General features: G+C 64.9%; 26 protein-coding genes. 18 read left to right on the forward strand and 8 right to left on the reverse strand.

The genetic code is table 11. The annotated features are described in order from the left end of the window. Window positions 1-8 precede the first annotated feature (8 nt). Window positions 9-206, forward strand: coding sequence for a multicopper oxidase domain-containing protein (locus EDE08_RS39470; protein WP_349627620.1), 198 nt, complete (start codon window positions 9-11; stop codon window positions 204-206). Between the two features lie 379 nt (window positions 207-585). After that, window positions 586-1,194, forward strand: coding sequence for a cysteine hydrolase family protein (locus EDE08_RS05420; protein ID WP_131867889.1), 609 nt, complete (start codon window positions 586-588; stop codon window positions 1,192-1,194). A 177-nt stretch (window positions 1,195-1,371) separates the two neighbouring features. On the opposite strand, the gene EDE08_RS05425 is transcribed toward EDE08_RS05420, so the two are convergent. Both EDE08_RS05425 and EDE08_RS05430 read right to left on the reverse strand, forming a co-directional pair. After that, on the reverse strand, window positions 1,372-1,941 hold the full coding sequence (locus EDE08_RS05425; RefSeq protein ID WP_131867891.1) for a hypothetical protein: 570 nt from the start codon (window positions 1,939-1,941) through the stop codon (window positions 1,372-1,374). A gap of 11 nt (window positions 1,942-1,952) precedes the next feature. Continuing rightward, window positions 1,953-3,128 carry a zinc-dependent alcohol dehydrogenase gene (locus tag EDE08_RS05430; protein ID WP_131867893.1) on the reverse strand — a complete coding sequence of 392 codons (1,176 nt, stop codon included), beginning with the start codon at window positions 3,126-3,128 and terminating at the stop codon, window positions 1,953-1,955. A gap of 166 nt (window positions 3,129-3,294) precedes the next feature. On the opposite strand from EDE08_RS05430, the gene EDE08_RS05435 reads away from it, so the two are divergent. The 3 genes from EDE08_RS05435 (at window position 3,295) to EDE08_RS05445 (ending at window position 5,105) form a co-directional block, all read left to right on the forward strand. Further along, on the forward strand, window positions 3,295-4,077 hold the full coding sequence (locus tag EDE08_RS05435; protein ID WP_131867895.1) for an SDR family NAD(P)-dependent oxidoreductase: 783 nt from the start codon (window positions 3,295-3,297) through the stop codon (window positions 4,075-4,077). 444 nt (window positions 4,078-4,521) lie between these two features. Further along, window positions 4,522-4,704 carry a hypothetical protein gene (locus EDE08_RS05440; protein ID WP_131867897.1) on the forward strand — a complete coding sequence of 61 codons (183 nt, stop codon included), beginning with the start codon at window positions 4,522-4,524 and terminating at the stop codon, window positions 4,702-4,704. 203 nt (window positions 4,705-4,907) lie between these two features. Continuing rightward, complete coding sequence (locus EDE08_RS05445) at window positions 4,908-5,105, forward strand: hypothetical protein (protein ID WP_131868321.1); 198 nt, start codon at window positions 4,908-4,910, stop codon at window positions 5,103-5,105. Window positions 5,106-5,267: 162 nt separating this feature from the next. On the opposite strand, the gene EDE08_RS05450 is transcribed toward EDE08_RS05445, so the two are convergent. Then, window positions 5,268-5,552, reverse strand: a complete 285-nt coding sequence (locus tag EDE08_RS05450) for a hypothetical protein (protein WP_061877246.1) — start codon at window positions 5,550-5,552, stop codon at window positions 5,268-5,270. Window positions 5,553-5,747: 195 nt separating this feature from the next. Between EDE08_RS05450 and EDE08_RS05455 the strand changes: the two genes are divergently transcribed. The 6 genes from EDE08_RS05455 (at window position 5,748) to EDE08_RS05480 (ending at window position 8,812) form a co-directional block, all read left to right on the forward strand. Next, window positions 5,748-5,957, forward strand: coding sequence for a hypothetical protein (locus EDE08_RS05455; protein ID WP_131867899.1), 210 nt, complete (start codon window positions 5,748-5,750; stop codon window positions 5,955-5,957). Then, window positions 5,957-6,157, forward strand: a complete 201-nt coding sequence (locus tag EDE08_RS05460; RefSeq protein WP_131867901.1) for a hypothetical protein — start codon at window positions 5,957-5,959, stop codon at window positions 6,155-6,157. Before EDE08_RS05455 ends, EDE08_RS05460 begins: the two co-directional genes overlap by 1 nt. Before the next feature lie 62 nt (window positions 6,158-6,219). Beyond that, on the forward strand, window positions 6,220-7,296 hold the full coding sequence (locus tag EDE08_RS05465; protein WP_131867903.1) for a flavodoxin family protein: 1,077 nt from the start codon (window positions 6,220-6,222) through the stop codon (window positions 7,294-7,296). Further along, window positions 7,293-8,195: an NAD(P)/FAD-dependent oxidoreductase gene (locus EDE08_RS05470; protein ID WP_131867905.1), complete on the forward strand. Its 903-nt coding sequence runs from the start codon at window positions 7,293-7,295 to the stop codon at window positions 8,193-8,195. Before EDE08_RS05465 ends, EDE08_RS05470 begins: the two co-directional genes overlap by 4 nt. Window positions 8,196-8,283: 88 nt before the next feature. Continuing rightward, window positions 8,284-8,613, forward strand: a complete 330-nt coding sequence (locus tag EDE08_RS05475; protein ID WP_061877250.1) for a four-helix bundle copper-binding protein — start codon at window positions 8,284-8,286, stop codon at window positions 8,611-8,613. 10 nt (window positions 8,614-8,623) lie between these two features. Next, window positions 8,624-8,812: a hypothetical protein gene (locus EDE08_RS05480; protein WP_131867907.1), complete on the forward strand. Its 189-nt coding sequence runs from the start codon at window positions 8,624-8,626 to the stop codon at window positions 8,810-8,812. Window positions 8,813-8,831: 19 nt separating this feature from the next. Here the strand turns inward: EDE08_RS05480 and EDE08_RS05485 are convergent, their stop codons facing one another. Continuing rightward, complete coding sequence (locus tag EDE08_RS05485; RefSeq protein ID WP_131868322.1) at window positions 8,832-9,770, reverse strand: GlxA family transcriptional regulator; 939 nt, start codon at window positions 9,768-9,770, stop codon at window positions 8,832-8,834. Window positions 9,771-9,862: 92 nt separating this feature from the next. Here EDE08_RS05485 and EDE08_RS05490 point away from each other — a divergent pair, with 92 nt between their 5' ends. Then, complete coding sequence (locus EDE08_RS05490; RefSeq protein ID WP_131867909.1) at window positions 9,863-10,549, forward strand: DJ-1/PfpI family protein; 687 nt, start codon at window positions 9,863-9,865, stop codon at window positions 10,547-10,549. Window positions 10,550-10,608: 59 nt separating this feature from the next. Beyond that, window positions 10,609-11,874 (forward strand): ABC transporter substrate-binding protein, encoded by a 1,266-nt coding sequence (locus tag EDE08_RS05495; RefSeq protein WP_131867911.1) that lies wholly within the window; start codon window positions 10,609-10,611, stop codon window positions 11,872-11,874. 44 nt (window positions 11,875-11,918) lie between these two features. On the opposite strand, the gene EDE08_RS38230 is transcribed toward EDE08_RS05495, so the two are convergent. Further along, on the reverse strand, window positions 11,919-12,176 hold the full coding sequence (locus EDE08_RS38230; RefSeq protein ID WP_193374346.1) for a hypothetical protein: 258 nt from the start codon (window positions 12,174-12,176) through the stop codon (window positions 11,919-11,921). 278 nt (window positions 12,177-12,454) lie between these two features. Here EDE08_RS38230 and EDE08_RS05505 point away from each other — a divergent pair, with 278 nt between their 5' ends. Beyond that, window positions 12,455-12,829, forward strand: coding sequence for a hypothetical protein (locus tag EDE08_RS05505; RefSeq protein WP_131867913.1), 375 nt, complete (start codon window positions 12,455-12,457; stop codon window positions 12,827-12,829). Window positions 12,830-12,833: 4 nt separating this feature from the next. Here EDE08_RS05505 and EDE08_RS05510 read toward each other — a convergent pair whose 3' ends face one another. Both EDE08_RS05510 and EDE08_RS05515 read right to left on the reverse strand, forming a co-directional pair. After that, entirely contained in the window at window positions 12,834-14,171 is a 1,338-nt protein-coding gene (locus EDE08_RS05510; protein WP_131867915.1) for a polysaccharide deacetylase family protein, read from the reverse strand. 161 nt (window positions 14,172-14,332) lie between these two features. Further along, window positions 14,333-15,139, reverse strand: a complete 807-nt coding sequence (locus tag EDE08_RS05515) for a polysaccharide deacetylase family protein (protein ID WP_131867917.1) — start codon at window positions 15,137-15,139, stop codon at window positions 14,333-14,335. Between the two features lie 83 nt (window positions 15,140-15,222). On the opposite strand from EDE08_RS05515, the gene mgtE reads away from it, so the two are divergent. From mgtE to tolA, 4 genes are all read left to right on the forward strand, one after another. Further along, the gene (mgtE, locus tag EDE08_RS05520) at window positions 15,223-16,644 is read left to right on the forward strand and encodes a magnesium transporter (RefSeq protein ID WP_131867919.1); all 1,422 of its coding nucleotides are present in this window, start codon (window positions 15,223-15,225) and stop codon (window positions 16,642-16,644) included. 212 nt (window positions 16,645-16,856) lie between these two features. Beyond that, window positions 16,857-17,159: a helix-turn-helix domain-containing protein gene (locus EDE08_RS05525; protein WP_131867921.1), complete on the forward strand. Its 303-nt coding sequence runs from the start codon at window positions 16,857-16,859 to the stop codon at window positions 17,157-17,159. 121 nt (window positions 17,160-17,280) lie between these two features. Then, the gene (locus EDE08_RS05530) at window positions 17,281-18,099 is read left to right on the forward strand and encodes an aldo/keto reductase (protein WP_131867923.1); all 819 of its coding nucleotides are present in this window, start codon (window positions 17,281-17,283) and stop codon (window positions 18,097-18,099) included. 49 nt (window positions 18,100-18,148) lie between these two features. After that, window positions 18,149-19,087 carry a cell envelope integrity protein TolA gene (gene tolA / locus EDE08_RS05535; RefSeq protein WP_131867925.1) on the forward strand — a complete coding sequence of 313 codons (939 nt, stop codon included), beginning with the start codon at window positions 18,149-18,151 and terminating at the stop codon, window positions 19,085-19,087. A 705-nt stretch (window positions 19,088-19,792) separates the two neighbouring features. Here the strand turns inward: tolA and EDE08_RS05545 are convergent. Then, entirely contained in the window at window positions 19,793-20,509 is a 717-nt protein-coding gene (locus EDE08_RS05545; protein ID WP_061877261.1) for a DUF599 domain-containing protein, read from the reverse strand. Window positions 20,510-20,567: the final 58 nt, after the last annotated feature.

Raw genomic sequence — 20,567 nt, forward strand, 5'->3', positions numbered from 1 at the left:
CGAGGGCTTTGGGTCAGGCGATCCGAGAACCTTCCTCGCCGGACACGGATCCGCTCTTCACCGTCAGGGGCAAGCGGTACCGTCTGGTGCTGAACAACAGCAGCAGCGGCGACGAGCATCCCGCGCCCCTGCATCGCCACTCGTTCGAGATCACGAAGGTCGGGAACAAGCCGACCGCCGGGGGGAGCATGATCGCTATTTCTTGATGGCCTCGCCGGTGAACTCGAGGACCCGCGACTTGGCCAACTCGAGTCCGCGTTTTCCGAGCGGCGTTCCTCTGCCACAATGCGCACATCACGCGCGTCGCTCGAGGTTGGTCTTGGCATCTTGACCGTGGAGAGCCGTGCATGGATGCTCGTCCTGCGTCCAGTCATGACGCGCGAGCCGGCGCAAGGATCCGGGCACTTAGGAACTTGCGATGGCATCTCGGGTTTTGGTGCGGGCCTGCAGTCAAGGAAAAGTCGTGCGGCAGAAGGCAAAGGTCGAGAATTATGATGCTCTGGCCGAAATCATCGACGGCGGAGAGACGCCGATTTCAGCATCGTGGATGGCTGGATAAGGTCAACATGGTCAGGGGTGGAGGATATGAGGGACAGCACGTCGGATGTCGCCGACATCAGAGACGCCGTTCACTTGTGCATCGACATGCAGAACATCTTCGCTCCCGGCGGCCTTTGGGCGACGCCCTGGATGGAGCGTGTCCTGCCGACGATCGTTTCGATCGTCTCGCGCAATCCGGCGAGAACGATCTTCACGCGCTTCATCGCCCCGCAGGATCCGGAGGATCGTCCGGGGCAGTGGCAGAGCTATTTTCGCCGCTGGCACCAGGCGACCCGCAGGCATCTGCCGCAGTCCGCCCTCGAGCTTGTGCCGTCCTTGAACCGCTTCGTTCCGCCGGCTGCCGTCATCGACAAACCGGCCTATTCGGCCTTCAGCAATCCCGGTCTCGCGAGCCTGCTGGTCGAAAAGAAGATCGGTACCGTCGTGATATCAGGCGCGGAGACGGACGTCTGCGTGCTTTCGACGGTCCTGAGCGCCGTCGATCTCGGCTTCAGGGTCGTCATTGTCGAGGACGCGCTGTGCAGCTCGTCTGATGTCGGGCACGATGCGCTCATGACGATGTATCGCACCCGCTTTCACGGCCAGGTCGACCTGCTGACAGCGGAAGAGCTGGCCGAATTCTGGCGGGAGTAGGAAGTGAAGCGGGATACGATCCGCAATCGCGCAGGCGCGCAATGCGCGCCCGGTGCCCTTTGAGATGGTTATTGCGTTGCTTGCCTCCGTCCGCCTTGTAGGCAAGGACATCGTCCTGCGACCGCAGCGGTCGTAACCATCTCGTAGATAGCGGCGGGTTCCCACCACGCCGCTTCGTCACGGGACCCGGCGCTCATCACCTTGCTTCACCTCGTTCTGCCCGGCATGCGCCGCGATCTGCCTTGCCGCAGTTCGGACGCTCTCGATGCCCTTCGGAAAGCCGCTGCGGCTCGGATAGAGCTTGCGCCGTGCATCGCGCGGCGGGCGGCGGGGCTTGGTGTCCTGCGCGGCGCGGTAGTCGAGCATGGCGATGCCGCCGACCATCAGCAGTGCGAGCGCGATATTGCCCTTCTTGGGATTGTCCGACGTCAGCCCCGACAGCAGCGCGGCGGCATCAAGGCCATCGCCGCCGACACGGGCCCACAGGCCGGCGTTCTTCTCGACCGAAAGCGACATGATCCCGGCCATGATCTCGCGTACGCCGAAGGCGCGCACCAGCGTCTCGCGGCCTTCCATGCCAAGCGTGTGCGTGACGCGCCTTGGCGCGAAGAGCTCGACCATGCCGAGGCCGATGCTGAACCAGCCGAGTGCGCGCGCGAGCTGGTCCGCCGGCTGCTTCAGGCTCGGTCCACCCTCGACGATCTCGGGGTCGCCCTTGGTGCGCATGATGTTGGAGAAATGAAACATGACTAGCTCCTTCAGGGCTTCAGCACGACCTTGACGCAGGAATCCCGCTTGTCCCGAAACACCTGGTACATCTCCGGTCCCTGTTCGAGCGGGACGGTGTGCGTGATCACGAAGGAGGGATCGATTTCACCTTCTTCGATGCGGCGGAGCAGGTCGTCGGTCCAGCGGTTGACGTGGGTCTGGCCGGTCCGCATCGTCAGGCCCTTGTTCATGAAGGCGCCCATGGGCAGCATGTCGGACAGGCCGCTGTACACGCCAGGCACGGAGATGATGCCGCCGGGACGGCAGACATAGATCATCTCGCGCAGCACGTGAGGCCGGTCGCTCTCCGCCATCACCATCTGTTTGGCGCGGTCGAGCAGCGTGTCGGGCAGGGACGCCATGACATGCGACTCCATTCCCACGCAATCGATGCACTTCTCCGGGCCCTTGCCGTCGGTCAGCTCCTTGAGCCGCTCCAGAACGCTCTCGGTCTCGAAATTGATGGTGGTGGCGCCGCCGGCCTCGGCCATGCTGAGCCGCTCGGGCAGGCAGTCGATCGCGATCACCTGGTTGGCGCCGAGCAGGATGGCGCTGCGGATCGCCATCTGCCCGACCGGGCCACAGCCCCAGATCGCGACCGTGTCGGTCGGCTCGATGTCGCATTGCACGGCGGCCTGCCAGCCGGTCGGGAAGATGTCGCTGAGGAACAGCAATTGCTCATCCGGGATGCCTGCCGGAACCTTGATGTGGGTGGCGTCGGCAAAAGGCACGCGGAGATATTCGGCCTGGCCGCCGGGATAGCCGCCGGTCAGGTGCGTATAGCCGAACAGGCCGGCCGTCGTGTGTCCGAACACCTTGTCGGCCAGATGACGCTTGCGGTTCGTGGTCTCGCACACCGAGAAATTGCCGCGCTTGCACTGGTCGCATTCGCCGCAAATGATCGTGAACGGGACGACGATACGGTCACCCTTCTTGAGCTTTCCGTCGACGCCCGAGCCGACCTCGACCACTTCGCCCATGGTCTCGTGGCCCATGATGTCGCCGGGCAGCATGCCCGGGATGAAATTGTGAAAGAGGTGCAGGTCGGAGCCGCAGATGGCGCAGCTCGTCACCTTGATGATGGCATCACGCGGATCCTGGATCTCCGGGTCGGTGACGGTGTCGCAGCGGATGTCCTCCTTGCCGTGCCAGACCAGCGCCTTCATCGTCCGTCCTCCCGGTTGAGCCACGTGCCATCTAAGTCCAGGCACGAACGATGGTTGCTATCGCCGCGCGCAAATTCTTCGCACTGCGCAAATAGGAACGAGGGAGCAGGGCGGCGATTGAGCGTCAACACCTCAATTCCAAGACCTCGATTTCAAGGATGTGCGCATGTCCGCCAATCAACTCGCCGTCGTCACAGGCGCCTCAACCGGTATCGGCCTGGAACTCGCCAGGTGCTGCGCCCAGGCAGGTTTCAACCTCGTCATCGCAGCGGACGAGCCTCAGATCGAAAGGGCTGCCGTCGATCTGCGCCGGCTCAGCGGCAGCGTGGAGCCGGTCGAGGCCGACCTCGCCACCACCGAGGGCGTCGACAAGCTCTGTGACGCCGTCGCCGACCGGCCGATTGATGCGCTGCTGGCCAATGCCGGAATCGGCCTCGGCAAGGCCTTCCTCGACCAGGACTTTGCCAGGGTGAAGCACCTGATCGACACCAACATCACCGGCACGCTCTATCTGATCCACCGCGTCGGCAATGAGATGCTCCGCCGCAATGCCGGCCGCATCCTGATCACCGGCTCGATCGCCGGGTTCATGCCAGGCAGTTTCCAGGCCGCCTACAACGCCAGCAAGGCGTTCCTGGATTCATTCTCGTTCGCGCTGCGCGAGGAGCTGCGCGACAGCGGTGTCACCGTCACCTGCCTGATGCCGGGTGCGACCGAGACCGAGTTCTTCCGCCGTGCCGACATGATGGACACCAAGGTCGGCACCGACAAGAAGGACGGCGCCTACGATGTCGCCAAGGCCGGCTTCGATGCCATGCTGCGCGGTGAGGCCGATATCGTCACCGGGCTGAAGAACAAGGTTCAGACGACGGTCGCCAACGTCACGCCGAACGAGGTGCTGGCCAAGCAGCATCGCAAGATGGCTGAGCCGGGCACCGCGCGGTCGTAGGACGAGGCCGGCGCAAATCTCGCGGAGCGGCGCCGACCGTCTTGCGGACGGCAAACGAGACCGCCGATTCACATAGCTCAATGCGCAGCGGCCCCGAAACCGTCAAATTGTACGGGCTGAAAGCCGAAAAGGGGCCTCGATGGCGATGGATCGCATCGAGCGGGCCTTTGTCACGACCGCGGTCACGGGTTTTGTCGTGATGTTGGTGGCGACTATCTGAATGATGAGCTGAACCGGGGGAGCTCGCCGTCTTGCGCGTCGCGTTACCTTACGCCGCGGTTATCCTGTGCATGGCGATGAGCGCCTGGCTCGCATTCGCGCGTCTGCTCTGACCAGCGCACGTTCGAGCGAGAATCTCGGTGCTATGTGCACTTTTTGCCAATTTGCTCAATTTGAGTAACCTACGTAAATGAGCGGCTCGCGGAATTGGCTTAGAGTTGTTGGATGCGCGAGGCGCTTATTTCCCGAGCAACTTGTGCGATCGATGCCAGCCGCGCTTTGCGGGAGGAGCGTCGACTGCTGATGGAGCATCACGATCCGATCGTGGCTGGTCGGCGCCTGGCCATCATGGAGAGCGCCATGGGTCGCACGGAAATCAAGGCTCGCCGAGACAATCAGGACAACTAGCTCGCGTTGGCGGAGCCGGAGCGTTTCTGAGCAAGTGCCGTCTTTTGAGTAATTTGCGCAGCGCCGTGCCGGAGTTTTTCGACGAGCCGAGAAACCGTTCCACGTTAGGAACGTTGGAGGCACGCCAGCGCGATTTTGCTGGCATCATCAACATGTGAACGCAATGGCGCGCTCCGCTGACTGACAGGGATACGTCCATGACGATGATGCGGCGTCGGATCAAGCACGTGGATAGTTTGGAGGCGCGGCTGGCCGCCGAAGCGGAGCGGCTGCGCGAAGAGGCCAAATCGCTCCCGGCGGGCCCGGCGCGCGAGGAGATGCTGCGCAAGGCGCGGCAGGCCGAGACGGGATCGCAGATGAGCGAATGGCTGCGGTCGCCGGGCTTGCAGCCGCCGAATTAGCGACCGCCGCTGGAGCGTGCAGCTGGTCAGGCTGCACGCGCCGGGAACGGGTCAGATGTCGGCGCGTACCGATGCGCTGGTGTCGTGGGCAGAAACCGGAAAAATGAGCACCACGTCCATCGTTCCCCGTTGCGTCCGGTTGTCACCCGGCGGTGCGGTAGATCAACGCCGCTTCGCCGCTTTGGTTCGCCTGCTATAGGGCGAGCGGTTGACGGGCCTCAGCGAAATCCCTTCGCGTTGCGCCTTGCTGCGGATGGCCGCGACCGGCCGCTGAAGCTTGATGCTCATCACGCCGGTCGGCGTGTTGCCTTTGGCGAGCTGCTTCAGCTTGCTCACGTCCGCCGCCGTCCAGGGCTCGCGGGCGCGGCGCTTGTACGCGGGATTTGCCTTGCGCGGTCCCTTGCGGCCGATCGGCGAGCCCGGCCGCTTCCATGCTGCTTTTGCCATGATGATCCTCCTTCAAGTCGTTCTTGAACAGGCGAATCGGCAATTCGGTTCCGGCGCAGCGCGGATCTATTGGTCGTGCGCCTGTCGCTCGCGCAAAATCGCTCAGCGTTAACTTATTGAAATGCCGGAACCGCAAGTTGCGGCGGAAGCTGCAAATTCCTTCCAACCGAATTATCCGCGAAAGTGCGAACGTGAATGACCGCCAAACGTAACCGCAGGAAACAGACCCAATCGCTCCAGGAGCGGTTGGCCGCCTTCGCCGAAAGCGCCCGCGAGCGCGCGCGCAGCCTGCCACCCGGCAGGGAACGCGAGATGCTGCTGCGACGCGCCAAGCAGAACGAGGTGACCTCGAACCTGACAGAGTGGCTGAGCGCGCCCGTCTTCCCAAGACGAGGACAATCGTAATGGGGAGCATCAAGCATTACCGCGCATTCCAGATCGATCCAGATGGCCACGTGTTCGGATGCATCAATCTGGTCTGCGACGATGACGAGCAGGCCAAACGTGAAGCGGCCGCGCTCATGCTGGTCCACCGCATCGAGCTGTGGCGGCTCGACCGGCGGATCGCGCAATTCGATCTGCCGCGGGAGATTGCTCGGCAGTAGAGCTGTGGGAACCGCGGGCTGCGCGCCGGGTTGGTCGATGACCGACTTCGCCAGGAGCCAGCATGACGGAAGCCGACGTTCGCAAGGGAATGCCGCCCGTCAAGCTGTCGCGCGAGGAGTTCGAGCGGCGCTACAAGGAGCAGTTCGTCGACCCCGCCTTTGCACCGTTGCAACGTGAGCTCGATGTCATCACCGCTGCGGCCTGGGACGCCTACAGCCATTCGCGCAAGGCGCCGTTGACGCGGAAGGCGGGTACAGGCTTCTCCGACCCCGACTATGATCTTGCCGTCGACTGGCTCGATGCGCGCGCAAAAATCCTGGAAGCGCAGCGGCGTCACGACGATGCGGACGAGACGCCGCGCATCCTGATCATCAATGGCTCGGCCCGCAGTGAGCACACCTGTCCCGGCGAGATGTCTAAAACCTGGCGGCTGGTCAAGCTGGCCGAGCCCGTCTTCATCGAGATGGGATTTGCCGTCGACATCCTCGATCTGTCGCGCCTCGCCTCGGAATTCGGCAAGACCATTCATCCCTGCAAGGCCTGCGTCGGCACCGCCATGCCGCTCTGCCACTGGCCGTGCAGCTGCTATCCGAACCATTCACTGGGCCAGACCGGCGACTGGATGAACGAGATCTATCCGCTCTGGGTTGCCGCCCACGGCATCCTGATCGTGACGCCGGTGAACTGGTATCACGTGCCCGCCGGGCTCAAGGCGATGATGGACCGCATGGTCTGCGCCGACGGCGGCAATCCCGATCCGACCTCGACCCACGGCAAGAACGCCACCGAAGCCAAGGCGATGGAGCTGAAGGGCTGGCCCTATCCCCGCCATCTCGCCGGTCGCCATTTCGGCGTCGTCGTTCACGGCGATGCGGTCGGCGCCGAGGGCGTGCGCCGGGCCTTGTCCGACTGGCTGACCGACATGCAGCTGATCTCGGCGGGGCGCTTCGCCGAGCTCGACGGCTATGTCGGCTACATGGAGCCATACGCCACCTCACATCGCGATCTCGATGAGGACAGGGAGTTCCAGCAGGAGGTGCAGAATGCGGCGCGCGCGCTAGGCAACGCGGTCCGGCTCGCGCGGAGCGGGCGCCTCGAGGAGCCCGGCGCCGGACTTGCGGACCCGAACCCGAAATGACCGGCGCGCCGCCGCTCGATTGCCTGATCGTCGGAGGCGGGCCGTCCGGGCTGATGGCCGCGATCTATCTGGCGCGATTCCGCCGCAGCGTCTGCGTCGTGGACACGGGCGCGAGCCGGGCGGCGCTGATCCCGCGCAGCCACAATGTCCCGGGCTTCGTCCACGGCCTGTCCGGTACTGAACTGATCGAACGGATGTCGGCCCAGCTGGACGAGCTCGCCGTCCCGCGCGTGGACGCCGAGGTCACTGCCCTGCAGCGACACGATCAGGGTTTTCTGGCGAGCTGGAATGGCCGGGCGCATGCGGCCGCTGCCGTCATTCTCGCCTGCGGCATCGTCGATACCCATCCGCCGTTCGACGAATGGCGCGCTGCCGTTGCGGATGGGCTGTTGCGCTACTGCCCCGTCTGCGACGCCTTCGAGGCGTCCGGCCGCCGCATCGGCGTCATCGGCCCGCTCGCGCGCGCCGCGGGCAAGGCGCTGTTCCTGCGCGGCTATTCGAAAGACGTCATGCTGCTCGCAACGGATCATGATGACGATCAGGCGGCGACGTCACGATTGGTCGAGGCGGATGTGGACGTCCTGTTCGCGCCCGATCTGCGTTTGCGGCGGAGAGGCGAACTCGTGGAAGCCGCCTTCGCCGACGGCCGCACGGCGCAATTCGACACTGTCTATCCCGCGATGGGTGCGGAAGTGCGCTCGCAGCTCGCGGTGTCGCTGGGCGCCAAGCATACCGGGGAGGGCTATCTGAAGGTCGACGACCACCAGCGCACGTCGATCGATGGGCTCTACGGCATCGGCGACGTCGTCACCGACCTGCACCAGATCTCGGTCGCGTTCGGCCACGCGGCGGTTGCCGCCTGCACGATCCACAGCAGCCTGCCGCAGCGCTTTGCATAGCCGGTCCCGTCATTCGACCGGAACCTGGAACGAAGCGCGTTGCTTCGCTTTGGTCGACCCAAATGGGGCGCGCAATTGGAGACAACCGATGGCTCAATCCGAAGACATGACCCGCTGCATCGACCTCTGCATGAGCTGCTACCGGACATGCCTCGGCACGGCGATGAACCATTGCCTCGAGACCGGCGGCAAGCACGTCGAGCCGGGGCACTTCCGCCTGATGATGGCCTGCGCCGAGATGTGCCGGACGGCCGCGCATTTCATGCTGATCAACACGCCGCATCACCGGCATACCTGCGCTGAGTGCGCCGAAATCTGCAGCGAATGCGCCGAGGATTGCGAGCGGATCGGCGGCATGGACGAATGCGTCGCGATGTGCCGCTCATGCGCCCAGTCCTGCCGCGCGATGGCGGCCTGAGGAGGCGCTGATGCTGGAAGAGAAGCTCAGGGGCGCCATCATCGACGAATTGAAGCGCCAAGCCGCCGACCGGCCGCAAGCGCTGAAAGTCCAGGGCGTGGGAGACGCGAAGGGCTCGGAGGAGCTGACCGTCAACGGCAAGATCGACCTTGGTGCGCTGGTCATGGTGATCGCAGGATCGGTCGCGGGCGGGCCTTAGCGCCGGTCAACTGCAGCTCTCATGCAGTTCGGGCGGAACGCCGCAGGGACTTCGGCGGCTGACCGAATGCGCGGATGAAGGCTCTGCGCATCCGCTCGGGGTCGCGAAAGCCGGTGGCTTGAGCGACGCGCTCGATCGCTTCTCCGGAGGACTGCACGCGCTCCCGTGCCACCTCGACCCGCAAGCGCTCGACGGCTTTCGTTGGCGTGGATCCGGTTTCGGCGATGAAGGAGCGGACGAAATGCCGTGAACTCAGGCCCGCGCGCTCGGCAAGTGCCTCGACCGTGAGAGGCGCATCCAGATTCTCCCGCACCCATGAAAGAAGGTTGCCGAAGCGGCCGTTCGGCGTCTTCAGTTCGAGCAAGGTCGAGAACTGCGATTGTGCGCCGCCGCGGCGATGGTACAGCACCAGCTGCCGGGCGGTCGCTTGCGAAATCTCTTCACCGTGGTCCTCGGCGATCATGGCGAGCGCCAGATCAATTCCTGCGGTGATTCCGGCCGATGTCCACACGCCGCCATCGCGGGTGAAGATCTGGTCCGGCTCGAGCCGGACTTTCGGGTACCGTCCGATGAAGTCACGGGTGCAAGACCAATGCGTGGTCGCGCAACGACCATCCAGGACTCCCGCCTCGGCGAGCAAATAGGCCCCCGAGCAGACACTGGCCAGACGCACGCCACGGCGCGCCAATCTCTGAATGAATGCAATCGTCGTCTTGCAGCGCGCCGCGTCCTCGACGCCTTCGCCACCTGCCACGAAGAGCGTCGTGACCGAGCTTGCCGATCGCAAGTTGCGCGCGAGCATCTCGGTGCCCGACGAACTGCGCACGGCGCCGGCCTTCGTGGCAACCGTTATCACACGCGGCGCATGCGGCGTGCGGCGTCTTGCGATCTCGAACACCGATATCGGGCCGGCGGCATCCAGCAACTGGAATTCGGGAAAGATCAGAAAGCCGATCATGAACGCGTCCAAAAATGAGGGAATTACGCCGTTTCCGCCCCCAAGGCCAACATGGCAGGCTGCCATCGTCAAGCGCGATGTCGAGGTTGAATATGTCGGGTCCGTTGCAGATCGGTCTTCTGGTTTTTCCCCGCGTGACCCAGCTCGATCTCACCGGTCCCGCGCAGGTCTTCTCCAGCCTGCCTGACGTGACCGTGCATCTGATCTGGAAACGCATCGAGCCCGTGCCGAGCGATTCCGTGATTGCGCTGACGCCGACCATCACCTTCGCCGATTGCCCGCAACTCGACGTGATCTGCGTCCCGGGCGGCTATGGCACCGACGAGCTGATGCTGGACGAGGAGGTGCTTGCGTTTCTGAAAGCGCAGGCGCGGGACGCAAAATACCTGACTTCGGTCTGCACGGGTTCGCTCGTTCTCGGTGCGGCCGGTCTCCTGAAGGGATATCGCGCGGCCACGCACTGGACGGCGACCGATGCATTGCCGCTCTTCGGAGCCGAGGTGTCGCGCGAGAGGGTCTGCATCGATCGCAATCGCATGACGGGCGGCGGCATCACCGCCGGAATCGACTTCGCGCTCACGCTGGTTTCGATGTTGAGAGGCCGCGCGGCTGCGGAAATGATCCAGCTGCGCATGGAGTACAATCCGGTACCGCCTTTCCGGGCCGGTTCGCCGGATACCGCACCGGCGGCGATCGTTGCTGCGATGAAGGAGCTGGTCGCGCCCGCGCAGGCGAGGCGTCTGGAGTTCGTCAGGAGAGCCATTCATCAGGAGGGATAGCGCGGCGTTTCGAGGCAATCATCGCCGACAGTCGTCGCGGTGGCAGAGCGGAGGGGAAGATGGTGGATCACGTTGGGGCGTTGCAGTCATGGCACATCCGACTTTGCCGGTCGGTCTTCGGCATCATCCTGACGCTGGGTCCGGTCGCATTAGCCGAACGGAGCCTGGCCGCCGATTTCTCCGGTGACGTTGTCCGGATCGGCATCATCAACGACCAGGCGGGACCATTGTCCGACCTTGCCGGACCCGGCTCCGTCGTCGCCGCGAAGATGGCGGTCCAGGATTTCCAGAAGGTCGCGCCGGGCCTGAAGGTCGACATCGTCGTCGCCGACCACCAGAACAAGCCGGATATCGGCGCCCAGATCGTCCGCAAATGGTTCGACGTGGATGGCGTCGACATGGTGGCCGACGTCGGAAACTCGGCGGTCGCGCTCGCCATCCAGTCGATCGCGCGCGACAAGAACAGGATCGTCATCTACTCGGCGGTCGGGACCACCGAAATCGGCGGCAAGCAATGTTCACGCACCGGTCTGATGTGGTTGCACGACAATTACAATCTGGTCGCCGGCTCGGTCCGAAAGCTGGTGTCGCAAGGATACGACAGCTGGTTCTTCATCGCGTCCGACTATGCATTCGGGCGCAATATGGTCGAAGTGTCTCAGCGCGTGCTTGCGGCGACCGGTGCCAAGTCACTCGGCGCGGTCTTTCATCCGCTGGGAAATGCCGACTACAGCTCTTTCCTGCTCCAGGCCCAGGCCTCAAAGGCCAAAGTGGTCGCGTTCGCCAATGCTGGCGAGCAACTCGTGACCTCGATGAAGCAATGGAATGAGTTCGGAATGAACATGGGGCCGCAGAAGGCCGTTGCCGAACTCATGTTCCTGACCGACGTGCACGCCATGGGTGCCGAAACCGCCAAGGGCCTGACGACGGTCACTGCGTGGTACTGGGCTCTCAATGAGGCAACGCGGGCCTTTGGGCAGCGCTTCTACAGGCTTCACAACGCCATGCCGACCGCGCCACAAGCCGCCGTCTATTCGGCCGTCCTGCAATACCTGAGGGCCGCGGCTGCCGCAGGGACGGATGAAACCAACGCGGTCCTGGAGAAGCTGCGGTCGATGCCCGTGGACGACTTCTATGCGCCTGGCGCGCGGCTGCGCGCCGACAACAAGCTGGTGCACGATTTCTATCTCGTCGAGGTCAAAAAGCCTGCGGACGTGAAAGTCCCCTGGGACTATTACAATGTGGTCGAGACCATTCCGGCCGAGGAAGCCTATCTTCCCCTGAGCCAGAGCGAGTGCCCGCTGCTGAGGACCTCGCAGAATTAGCGCATTGCCCGTGCAAGCCTTTCGGTTCCTCGAACGGCGCCTCTTCAGCCATACTCCTCGCCGATGCCGTATTCCCGGTAGATCTCCAGCGGGTCGATCTCGGGAAACAGGCGGCATTTGGCCTGGGCGAGGTGCAGGCTCACCGCCGCCGGCTCCTTGCCGTTCGCGAGCAGCTTGCGGATGTCGTCCATATGCGCGTTGGGCTGGTGCTTCGGTGCGAGCTGCTCCAGCGCGACGAGGGCGGTTGCGAGCGCCTCGGTCAGAACCCACTCGTCGTGGCCCGTGATTCCCTTCTTCGGCATCGGCAGACCCCACATATGGCGGCGGCCGGCAGTTTACCGCGACTTCGGCCAAATCGCCATTGAGCCGTCGCGGGCAATCCGATCGGCCATATTCCGGCCTGTGTTGTGGCCGCGTCTGGCTAAAAGGCGGCAAGTTTCGGGGCGATAGTATCTTTGTTGAAACAAACTTGGCGTAGACGGGCCGCTGCCGCATCCAGGCCGGCCGTTCCGGTCCGGGTCCCCCATCCCGAAATTTCGCAACACGATCGAGTTGCGCCCCCGCAAAGGTTCGAGCCAGCATGGCCTTTCTTAGCTTCGTCTACCGCTTCCTCACCAATTTCGCGTTCATGGCGGTGGTCTATTTCAGCCTGAACTTCATGGAGAAGTATCCGAACCGGGCGATCCTGGCGATCCTGGTGCTGGTCTATGCCGGCATGCGCGCCGCCTCGACGCTGCGTGCGTTCTACTTCTTCCAGAAGATCGAGAAGCTGGAGGCCGAGACCAAGCGCCTGCAGGCTTCGATCAGTGACGGTTCAGGCGGTGCCTCGGTGCGCAGGCAGGTCGTCGCCGACGTGGCGCGGCTGCGCCGCGATGGCGAGCTCAAGTCCTATATGGACCTGTTCTTCCTGGCGCTGATCGTGCTGCTCTGCGTCGCCGCGATCATGCGGCAGTGAGGGCTCAGGCGCGCTTCTTCAGGCTGGCGACGCGGGTCGGGCGGGTGGTGGCGCTCCTGGATGCCGGGCCCTTGGGTGCAGCGCCCGTGGTTGCCGTGCCCTTGGCCGTCGTGCCCTTGGGCTGCTCGGCATGATCCGGTGCCGCCGCCGCATGCGCCGTGCGCCGTCCCTGCAGCTTGGCCGCCTTGCCCTTTGCTGCTCTGGCATGTGCAGCCTTGTCCTTGACCGCACGAGCTGCCTCGGCCGCCATCGCCAGCCGCGTCGCGGCACGCCGAGATAGGGTCGTCGACAGCAGCACCTCGACCGAGCCTTCGGGGATCGCAAAGAGCGCGCGGCCGGGCACGGGCAGGGTGGCTGCGACATTGGCCTGCGCCATGGTCCGGAGCGGCAGCAGCGGCTGATGCTCGGCCTGCGCATTGAGGTCGGCAAGAGCGGGCGCCGGCAGCGTCCGGGTCTGCGTGAACACGAATTGCGGCACGCGCGGCCAGCGGGCGATCGGCGTCGTCTCGGTCGGCGGATGCAGCAGCCATTCCACCGTCGTGGTCGGCGTCGCCGGCCGCTCGGCGGTCGCGGGTACCACATGCACGATGCGATAGCCGCGCGCCTTGAGGTCGCGGATGATCTTGGGCAGCGCCGCCACCGTGCGGGCCTGGATGTCGTGCAGCAGCAGGATACCCTTGCCCTTGGCCTCCAGCCGCTGGATCGCGAGCTGGTAGACGCGGTCGGACGACACATGCCGCCAGTCGTCGGCGGGGAAATCGGCGCTCCAGACCTGGATGCCGCGCGAGATCAGATAATTCTCGACGCCCTCGGCGCGCATCAGGCCGGGAATGCGGAAGAACGGGGCGAGCTGGGACGGATCGGTCATCGCGGCCGAGGTCCACGCGATTCCGCCGTTGATCTCGGCCTCGGCCTTGTCGATCGGCATCCGGTCGAAGGTCAGCGGATGGTCCATGCTGTGGGTGCCGACGGTGTGACCCGCCGCGACCAGCTTGCGCACGCCGTCCGGATTGGCCTTGGCCTGGTTGCCGACGATGAAGAAGGTCGCCTTGATGCACTCGTCGGCGAGGATCTTCAGCACCTGGTTGGAATATTTCGGTATCGGACCGTCGTCGAAGGTCAGGACGACCTCATGGTCCTTCAGCGGCAACGTCTCGCGGTACTGCATGGTGCCGATCAGCGGATGCTCGCGCGGATCGACGACGAGGGTGCGGGAGGTGCCGAGGGCGTCCGGGTGGCCGGGACAGTCGGCCGCGAAGGCCGCCGGTGCGCCGACAGTCAGCATTCCCAGACAGAGGACGATCCACGATCGCGTCCGCAAAACAACGCCAATTCCGATCATGAACCTCGTCTGCCCTCGTGCGTGATTGCCGCCTTAGTAGGTCGGAGACGCCCCGGAATGGTTCAGGGGCGATGCCCCAACCATCTTTGCAGGAGGTAGCATGAACAGAGTGTTAATTGGGCCAGGATCACCCCATTTTGCGCTGGCGTGACATTCCGGCATCAATGTGCATCGGCGCTCTTCTGTGACGTGCCCGCCGGTACGACGTGGACCACCCGATAGCCGTTCTCCCTCAGATACCGCAGGAAGGCCGGCATCATTGCGGCCGTGCGCACCTTGTTGTCGTGGAAGAGGATGATGCCCTTGCCGCTCGCTGCCAGGCGGTCGGTGACGAGTTTCAATTCCTGCTCCGGCGTGATCTCCTCCCAGTCGCTCGCCCAGAGATCGGCCCCGAACACGACGATGCCGCGCGACTGGAGCAGGTCGAGCTCTGCCTGCGTCGACTCGAAATAGGGAAAACGGAAAAACGGCGTCGAGGGCGTCGTCGTCGAGGTGCCGTGCAGCGCCATCTCGTCGGCAGCGATGCCGCGGTCGAGGTCGGCCATCGCCTTGTCGAACGGGATATGCGCCATGAACGGATGCGACCAGGTGTGGTGGCCGACGGTGTGGCCTTCGCGGGCGATGCGCTTGACCATGTCGGGAAACTCTGCGGCGTGCTGGCCGATCAGGAAGAAGGTCGCGCGCACGCACTCGTTCGCCAGCGCCGCCAGCACCTTCGACGTCGTCGGCGGGTACGGCCCGTCGTCGAAGGTCAGCACGACCTCGTGATCCGCCAGCGGCAGCGTCTGGGGAAAGCTCTTCAAGCCGACGCGCGGATACGTCTTGGCGTCGACGGTCAGGATGCGCGAAGTGCCGAGCGCATCCTTGCGCGGGCACTCGGCGGCATGGGTCGAGGCAATGCCGGTGAGGGCCGCAACGATCGCGCCCGCCGTCATCGATGTCCATTTCAATCCAAGCATCTTTGTCATTGCGCCCAGAGTTGCCTTGTGGGTATTGCCTGAGCCATCAGCTCAGACCACTGGTTCCAACCTGTCAACCGGCGAGGCGCGCCATGGATGAACATATGGACGTTGCCCCATCCGCCTCGGATTCGGTACTCGACCACGTGCCGATGCGCAATGAGAACGGCGAAATTCGGCACGAATTCGTCGAAGAAATTGCCCGGGCGATCGAGGCTGGCGACAGCGCTGCGCTGCGTGCCTGTGTCGCCGAACTGCACGAGGCCGATCTCGGCGATCTGATCGGTGCCCTGGAGCCCGACGACCGCGTCCGCCTGGTCGAGCTGACGGGGCGCGATTTCGACTTCTCGGCCCTGAACGAGGTCGACGAGGCCGTCCGCGAGGAGATCCTCGAGGAGCTGCCGCCGGAGACGGTCGCCGAGGGCGTCCGCGAGCTCGAATCCGACGATGCGGTCGAGCTGCTGGAAACCCTCGACGAGGCCGAGCAGGAGCAGATCCTCGAAAAGCTGCCGCTCAAGGAGCGCGTCGCGCTCGAGCGCAGCCTGCTCTATCCGGAGAACTCCGCCGGCCGCCGGATGCAGACCGAGTTCATCGCCGTGCCCCAGGATTTCACGGTGGGCCAGGCGATCGACTACATGCGCGAGACGCCGGATCTGCCCGACCGCTTTTACGAGATCTACGTCGTCGACAAGGACCAGCACTGGCTGGGCGCGGTGCCGCTCGACGTGCTCTTGCGCACGCGCCGCCCGGTGGCGCTGACCGAGCTGACCGACGAAGACCGCCGCCGCGTCTCCGTCCTGGAGGACCAGGAAGAGGTGGCGCGCATGTTCGGCAAGTACAATCTCGTCGCCGCGCCCGTGCTCGATACCCAGGACCGCCTCGTCGGCGTCATCACCGTCGACGACGTCGTCGACGTCATCGAGGAGGAGGCCGACGAGGACCTCAAGGCGCTCGGCGGCGTCACCAGCGACGAAGAGCTGTCGGACACATTCCTCACCATCGCCCGCGGCCGCTTCAACTGGCTGCTGGTGAACCTCGCCACCGCGTTCCTGGCGTCCTCCGTGCTCGGCCTGTTCGAGGGGCAGCTGGAGAAGATGGTCGCGCTCGCGGTGCTGGCGCCGATTGTGGCGAGCCAGGGCGGCAATGCCGCGACCCAGACCATGACGGTGGCGGTGCGGGCGCTGGCGACGCGCGAACTCGGCTCCTCCAACGCCTGGCGCGTGGTGATGCGCGAGGCCCTGGTCGGCCTCGTCAACGGCCTCGCCTTCGCCGTGATCACGGGCATTGCCGCGGTGGCCTGGTTCAAGATCCCGGGCCTCGGCATCGTCATCGGGCTCGCCATCATCTGCAACCTCGTCGCCGGCGCGCTCGGCGGCATCCTGATCCCGATGGCGCTGGATCGCGTGCGGGCCGACCCGGCGGTGGCGTCGGGCACCTTCGTGACCACTGTGACCGACGTGGTCGGCTTCTTCTCCTTCCTCGGTATCGCGACCCTGTGGTTCGGGCTGAAGTAGCGGCCCCTCGCGCTTGTATCCCGGGCGCGCTGCAACGCCCCTTCGCGTTGCTGCGCAGAACGGGGACCCAACGGAAAGCGGCACGACACTGAGGCGATATGGGCCCCGGCTCTGCAGCGCACCGCCGAAGAGGCGCTGCGCTGCGTCCGGGGGCGCGAGACCCTTTAATCCGAACTTAAGCGACCTGCTGCATCATCGCTGTGCTTGGGGGAATGGGCATGCGGTTGCGGCTGAAGGCGGACGGACGGATCGTCGAATTGCGGGATGGGCAGGAATTTCCGGTCCAGCCTGCGGCCAATGCCGCGCCGGGCGATACCGGCCCGCTCGCGGTGCGCGATCTGCGGCGCCGCGCCTGCCTGACCCAGATGGAGTTCGCCGCCAAGCTCGGCGTCCCCGTCGAGACCATCCGCAATTGGGAGCAGGGCAAGCGCGCTCCACGGGGGCCTGCCCGCGCGCTGCTCGCGGTGATCGCGCATGCGCCGGACACCGTGTTCCAGGCGCTCGCCAAGGTCTGACGCACACCTCTCGTTAGTCTTGCACCTGAATATTCGCCCCGATCGTTGCGGCGTCCGTTGGCAGCATCATCGGCCGGGTCCATACTGATATTTCGGGCTGCCGCAACAGAGAGGATTCCTCATGCTGTTCGTCGAGGCCAATGGCGCCAGAATCCCGGCGATCGGGCTCGGGACCTGGGAGCTGAGCGGCAGGCCTGCCGCGCGCGTGGTCGAGCAGGCGCTGCGGCTCGGCTATCGTCACATCGACACCGCGCAGGTCTACGACAATGAGCGCGAGGTCGGCGACGGCTTGCGCGCCTCCGGCGTGCGCCGCGACGACGTCTTCCTCACCACCAAGGTCTGGACCAACCATTTCGCGCCCAACGATCTCGAACGCTCGGTCAAGGAGAGCCTCGCCCGGTTGCGGCTTCCCTGCGTCGATCTGTTGCTGCTGCACTGGCCCAATTCCCACGTGCCGCTGGCGGAGACGCTGGGCGCGCTGTCGCATGCCAGGCAGATGGGCCTGACCCGCCACATCGGCGTCTCCAATTTCACGGTGGCGCTGATCGAGCAGGCAGTCGCGCTGTCGGCCGAGCCGCTCGTTTGCAACCAGGTCGAATATCACCCCTACCTTGACCAGGCGAAGGTGAGGGCGGCCTGCGACCAGCACGGCCTCGCGCTGGTCGCCTACAGTCCGATTGCGAAGGGCCGCATCAAGTCCGACCAGGCGCTTGCCGAAATCGGGCGCGTCCACGGCAAGACGCCGGCGCAGGTCTGCCTGCGCTGGCTGGTGCAGCAGAATGTCGCTGCGATCCCGCGTACCTCGCGCGTCGAGCGCCTGTCAGAAAACATCGACATCTTCGATTTCGAGCTGTCGGAAGACGAGATGAGCCGGGTCGCCGCGCTCGCCAGCCCGAAGGGTCGCCTGACCGATTTCGGCTTCGCGCCGAAATGGGATTGAGGGGGACTTCCGTTATGCTAGGACCGCGGCGGCAACCCAAGATCGGTCGATGGAACTGCGGAAGATCATACGGACGGACATTGCGGCGTCGGCGATCGCGCATCTGACGCTGGTGGGGCTGATCATCCTGATCAGCGAAGTCCATCCGTTCCACGCCGCGCCGCCCGAGACCGTGATGGTGGACATCGTCACGCCGGAGCAGGTGAGGCAGGAAGATGCCAAAGCGGACGAGAAGGCCGAGGAGAAGTCCAAGGACGAGGCGAAGGAGAAGCCGCCGGAGCCGCTTCCCGATCTGAAGCTGCCGAAGCTGGATGTTACCGACAAGGCCGACGCAGCGCCGAAGCCCGCGGCCAAGCAGGAGGCTGCTGCACCGTCGCCATCCCCGCAGGCCTCGCCCGAGGCAAAGCAGAACCAGCCGCCATCCTCGCAGCCGCAGAAGCAGCAGGAGGCCAATGTGCAGCCGCAGCCTCAGCAACCGCCGCCTCAGCAGTTGCCGTCGCAACCGCCACCTCAGGCAATGCAGCAGCCGCAAGCCGCGCCGCCGCCGGCCTATCTGCCTCCGGAGCCGGACGTCACCGTCAAATACGGCGTCATGCTGGGCCTTCCGCCTGAACTGCCGACGGAGCCGCTGAAAGATGTCCCCAAGGACGATGGCGGCGACGCCAAGGATTCGATCGCCGCGAAGCTTCCACCCGAGGTCATCGCCGCGCTTCGCCGCCACCTCAGAAGCTGCGCCAAGCTGCCGGCGGGGGTCGCGCCGACCGACAACGTCCAGGTCAAGCTGCGCACGGTGTTCGCCACCGACGGCACGCTGGCACGCGAGCCGATCCTGCTCGAAGCCCCGCCGTCCGTGAAGGGCGTGGCTATCGTCAAGTCCGCAATGAGCGCGCTCCAGAACTGCCAGCCCTACAAGATGCTGCCGGCCGACAAGTACGGGGAATGGAAGGTGCTGGACTTGCCGTTCAGCCCGCGGGATTTCGGCGGGTAGCGTGGAGCCGGATCTTGCTGTGTCGCTCCGCTGTCAATCCGCTCTCGTGAAAATATTCCACTTTACCGAAATTCGGATTTGTCGTATGTGTCGCCCATCCCGGCTCATCCTTGAGGGGCGATCATGAGGTCGTCGTTTTCGCGAGCCGGGCTTGCGGTGGACGCGGCAGCGTCGTGCACGAGATGTGAAGGGCAGGGCGGATTGCTCTCCGTGAGCCCGGAACGGCGTGCGGACGAGCGGCGCTGACAGGTTCGTCCCGGCGGTATTCGATGGCAACGTGCACAACGTCGTCGGAGCCGGTGGGGTCACGCGAGCCGCGCGTACGGCAAAACCGTGTGGTCCTGGCCGTCGTTGCTACGGTCAAGCTCTTGCGGAGGCGGCAGTCGCGTCAACCGGCGCGGTGCCGGTGAATTTCGCGGGAGCGAGGGAGGCCAGAACGAACTCGGCTCCCGGGAGAGCACGGCATAAGCCGTCCGACCATCGCGCAGGGAAGGCCGAGTGATTGGCTACACCTGTATGCTGCTGTGCGGTTCTTCCTGCGTGTGCATTTCGCGCAGCGGACCGCGGGTGCCGGCCGGCACCCGGTCTTCCCTGTGCCCTCTTGGCTCGAGAGGGTGAGCGACGAAGCAAGGCTCGGGCGAATTCAGCCGCGAGAACGCGAAGGCGTGTCTGCGAGTTAAATGCGGACGCAGAGCAGCACGTGTTTCAATGACCGCGCTTCCGCAACTCCTCACCATTCACCACCTCCGGCGCCATCGCGGCCCATGCACTGGACGCGAACTGCCGCCGCCAGGTCACGACCACCACCGCCGCCGTGGTCACGAACAGCACCCAGGGGCTGACGAACCAGCCGAGATAGCCGAGCGCGAAGAAGAAGGCGCGCTGGCCGCGGTTGAAATGACGGCCGGCGGATTCGAACAGGCGGGAGGTGCGGATGACATGGGCTTCGGCTTCGGGCGTGTCGCGCCGGTCAGCCGGCGGCATGCCGCCGAACAGGATCGCGACGTAGTTGAACAGGCGATAGGCCCAGGCGAATTTGAAGAAGGCGTAGACGCAGATCAGCACGAGGCCGACGCATTTCAGCTCCCACATCGCGGGCGAGGTGCTGAGGTCGACCGGCAGCTTGCTCAGAATCGTGATGGCGTCGTTGGTGGCGTGCAGCAGCGCCAGCGCGCCGCCGAGCGCGAACAGGCTGGTGGAGGCAAAGAAGGCGGTGCCGCTCTGCAGCGAGGCCATGATCTGCATGTCGACCATGCGCGTCTCGCGGTGGAGCATCCGGCGCACCCAGACCTCGCGATAGCGGTTCATGCGCGCCGACAGGCTGTCGCGGCCATAGGTCGAATGTTCCAGCGTCAGCGCGTAGACCAGCCACTCGATGATGAAGAAGCCGACGGCGGTAATGTCGACCCAGTGCCTGCTCATGTCTGTCTCATGTCTGTCTCTTGGCGCGGACCGCAACGATTGCCACGCATGAGGGGGT

Origin of the sequence: Bradyrhizobium sp. R2.2-H (assembly GCF_004346455.1) — a bacterium.
In the GTDB taxonomy this organism is placed as follows: Bacteria; Pseudomonadota; Alphaproteobacteria; order Rhizobiales; family Xanthobacteraceae; genus Bradyrhizobium; species Bradyrhizobium diversitatis.

Bases quoted from the DNA above. Each gene is read 5' to 3' on its own strand.
- EDE08_RS05420 (WP_131867889.1), top strand. From the start codon at position 586: ATGAGGGACAGCACGTCGGATGTCGCCGACATCAGAGACGCCGTTCAC.
- EDE08_RS05425 (WP_131867891.1), bottom strand. From the start codon at position 1,941: ATGTTTCATTTCTCCAACATCATGCGCACCAAGGGCGACCCCGAGATC.
- EDE08_RS05430 (WP_131867893.1), bottom strand. From the start codon at position 3,128: ATGAAGGCGCTGGTCTGGCACGGCAAGGAGGACATCCGCTGCGACACC.
- EDE08_RS05435 (WP_131867895.1), top strand. From the start codon at position 3,295: ATGTCCGCCAATCAACTCGCCGTCGTCACAGGCGCCTCAACCGGTATC.
- EDE08_RS05440 (WP_131867897.1), top strand. From the start codon at position 4,522: ATGCGCGAGGCGCTTATTTCCCGAGCAACTTGTGCGATCGATGCCAGC.
- EDE08_RS05445 (WP_131868321.1), top strand. From the start codon at position 4,908: ATGATGCGGCGTCGGATCAAGCACGTGGATAGTTTGGAGGCGCGGCTG.
- EDE08_RS05450 (WP_061877246.1), bottom strand. From the start codon at position 5,552: ATGGCAAAAGCAGCATGGAAGCGGCCGGGCTCGCCGATCGGCCGCAAG.
- EDE08_RS05455 (WP_131867899.1), top strand. From the start codon at position 5,748: ATGACCGCCAAACGTAACCGCAGGAAACAGACCCAATCGCTCCAGGAG.
- EDE08_RS05460 (WP_131867901.1), top strand. From the start codon at position 5,957: ATGGGGAGCATCAAGCATTACCGCGCATTCCAGATCGATCCAGATGGC.
- EDE08_RS05465 (WP_131867903.1), top strand. From the start codon at position 6,220: ATGACGGAAGCCGACGTTCGCAAGGGAATGCCGCCCGTCAAGCTGTCG.
- EDE08_RS05470 (WP_131867905.1), top strand. From the start codon at position 7,293: ATGACCGGCGCGCCGCCGCTCGATTGCCTGATCGTCGGAGGCGGGCCG.
- EDE08_RS05475 (WP_061877250.1), top strand. From the start codon at position 8,284: ATGGCTCAATCCGAAGACATGACCCGCTGCATCGACCTCTGCATGAGC.
- EDE08_RS05480 (WP_131867907.1), top strand. From the start codon at position 8,624: ATGCTGGAAGAGAAGCTCAGGGGCGCCATCATCGACGAATTGAAGCGC.
- EDE08_RS05485 (WP_131868322.1), bottom strand. From the start codon at position 9,770: ATGATCGGCTTTCTGATCTTTCCCGAATTCCAGTTGCTGGATGCCGCC.
- EDE08_RS05490 (WP_131867909.1), top strand. From the start codon at position 9,863: ATGTCGGGTCCGTTGCAGATCGGTCTTCTGGTTTTTCCCCGCGTGACC.
- EDE08_RS05495 (WP_131867911.1), top strand. From the start codon at position 10,609: ATGGTGGATCACGTTGGGGCGTTGCAGTCATGGCACATCCGACTTTGC.
- EDE08_RS38230 (WP_193374346.1), bottom strand. From the start codon at position 12,176: ATGCCGAAGAAGGGAATCACGGGCCACGACGAGTGGGTTCTGACCGAG.
- EDE08_RS05505 (WP_131867913.1), top strand. From the start codon at position 12,455: ATGGCCTTTCTTAGCTTCGTCTACCGCTTCCTCACCAATTTCGCGTTC.
- EDE08_RS05510 (WP_131867915.1), bottom strand. From the start codon at position 14,171: ATGATCGGAATTGGCGTTGTTTTGCGGACGCGATCGTGGATCGTCCTC.
- EDE08_RS05515 (WP_131867917.1), bottom strand. From the start codon at position 15,139: ATGACAAAGATGCTTGGATTGAAATGGACATCGATGACGGCGGGCGCG.
- mgtE (WP_131867919.1), top strand. From the start codon at position 15,223: ATGGATGAACATATGGACGTTGCCCCATCCGCCTCGGATTCGGTACTC.
- EDE08_RS05525 (WP_131867921.1), top strand. From the start codon at position 16,857: ATGGGCATGCGGTTGCGGCTGAAGGCGGACGGACGGATCGTCGAATTG.
- EDE08_RS05530 (WP_131867923.1), top strand. From the start codon at position 17,281: ATGCTGTTCGTCGAGGCCAATGGCGCCAGAATCCCGGCGATCGGGCTC.
- tolA (WP_131867925.1), top strand. From the start codon at position 18,149: ATGGAACTGCGGAAGATCATACGGACGGACATTGCGGCGTCGGCGATC.
- EDE08_RS05545 (WP_061877261.1), bottom strand. From the start codon at position 20,509: ATGAGCAGGCACTGGGTCGACATTACCGCCGTCGGCTTCTTCATCATC.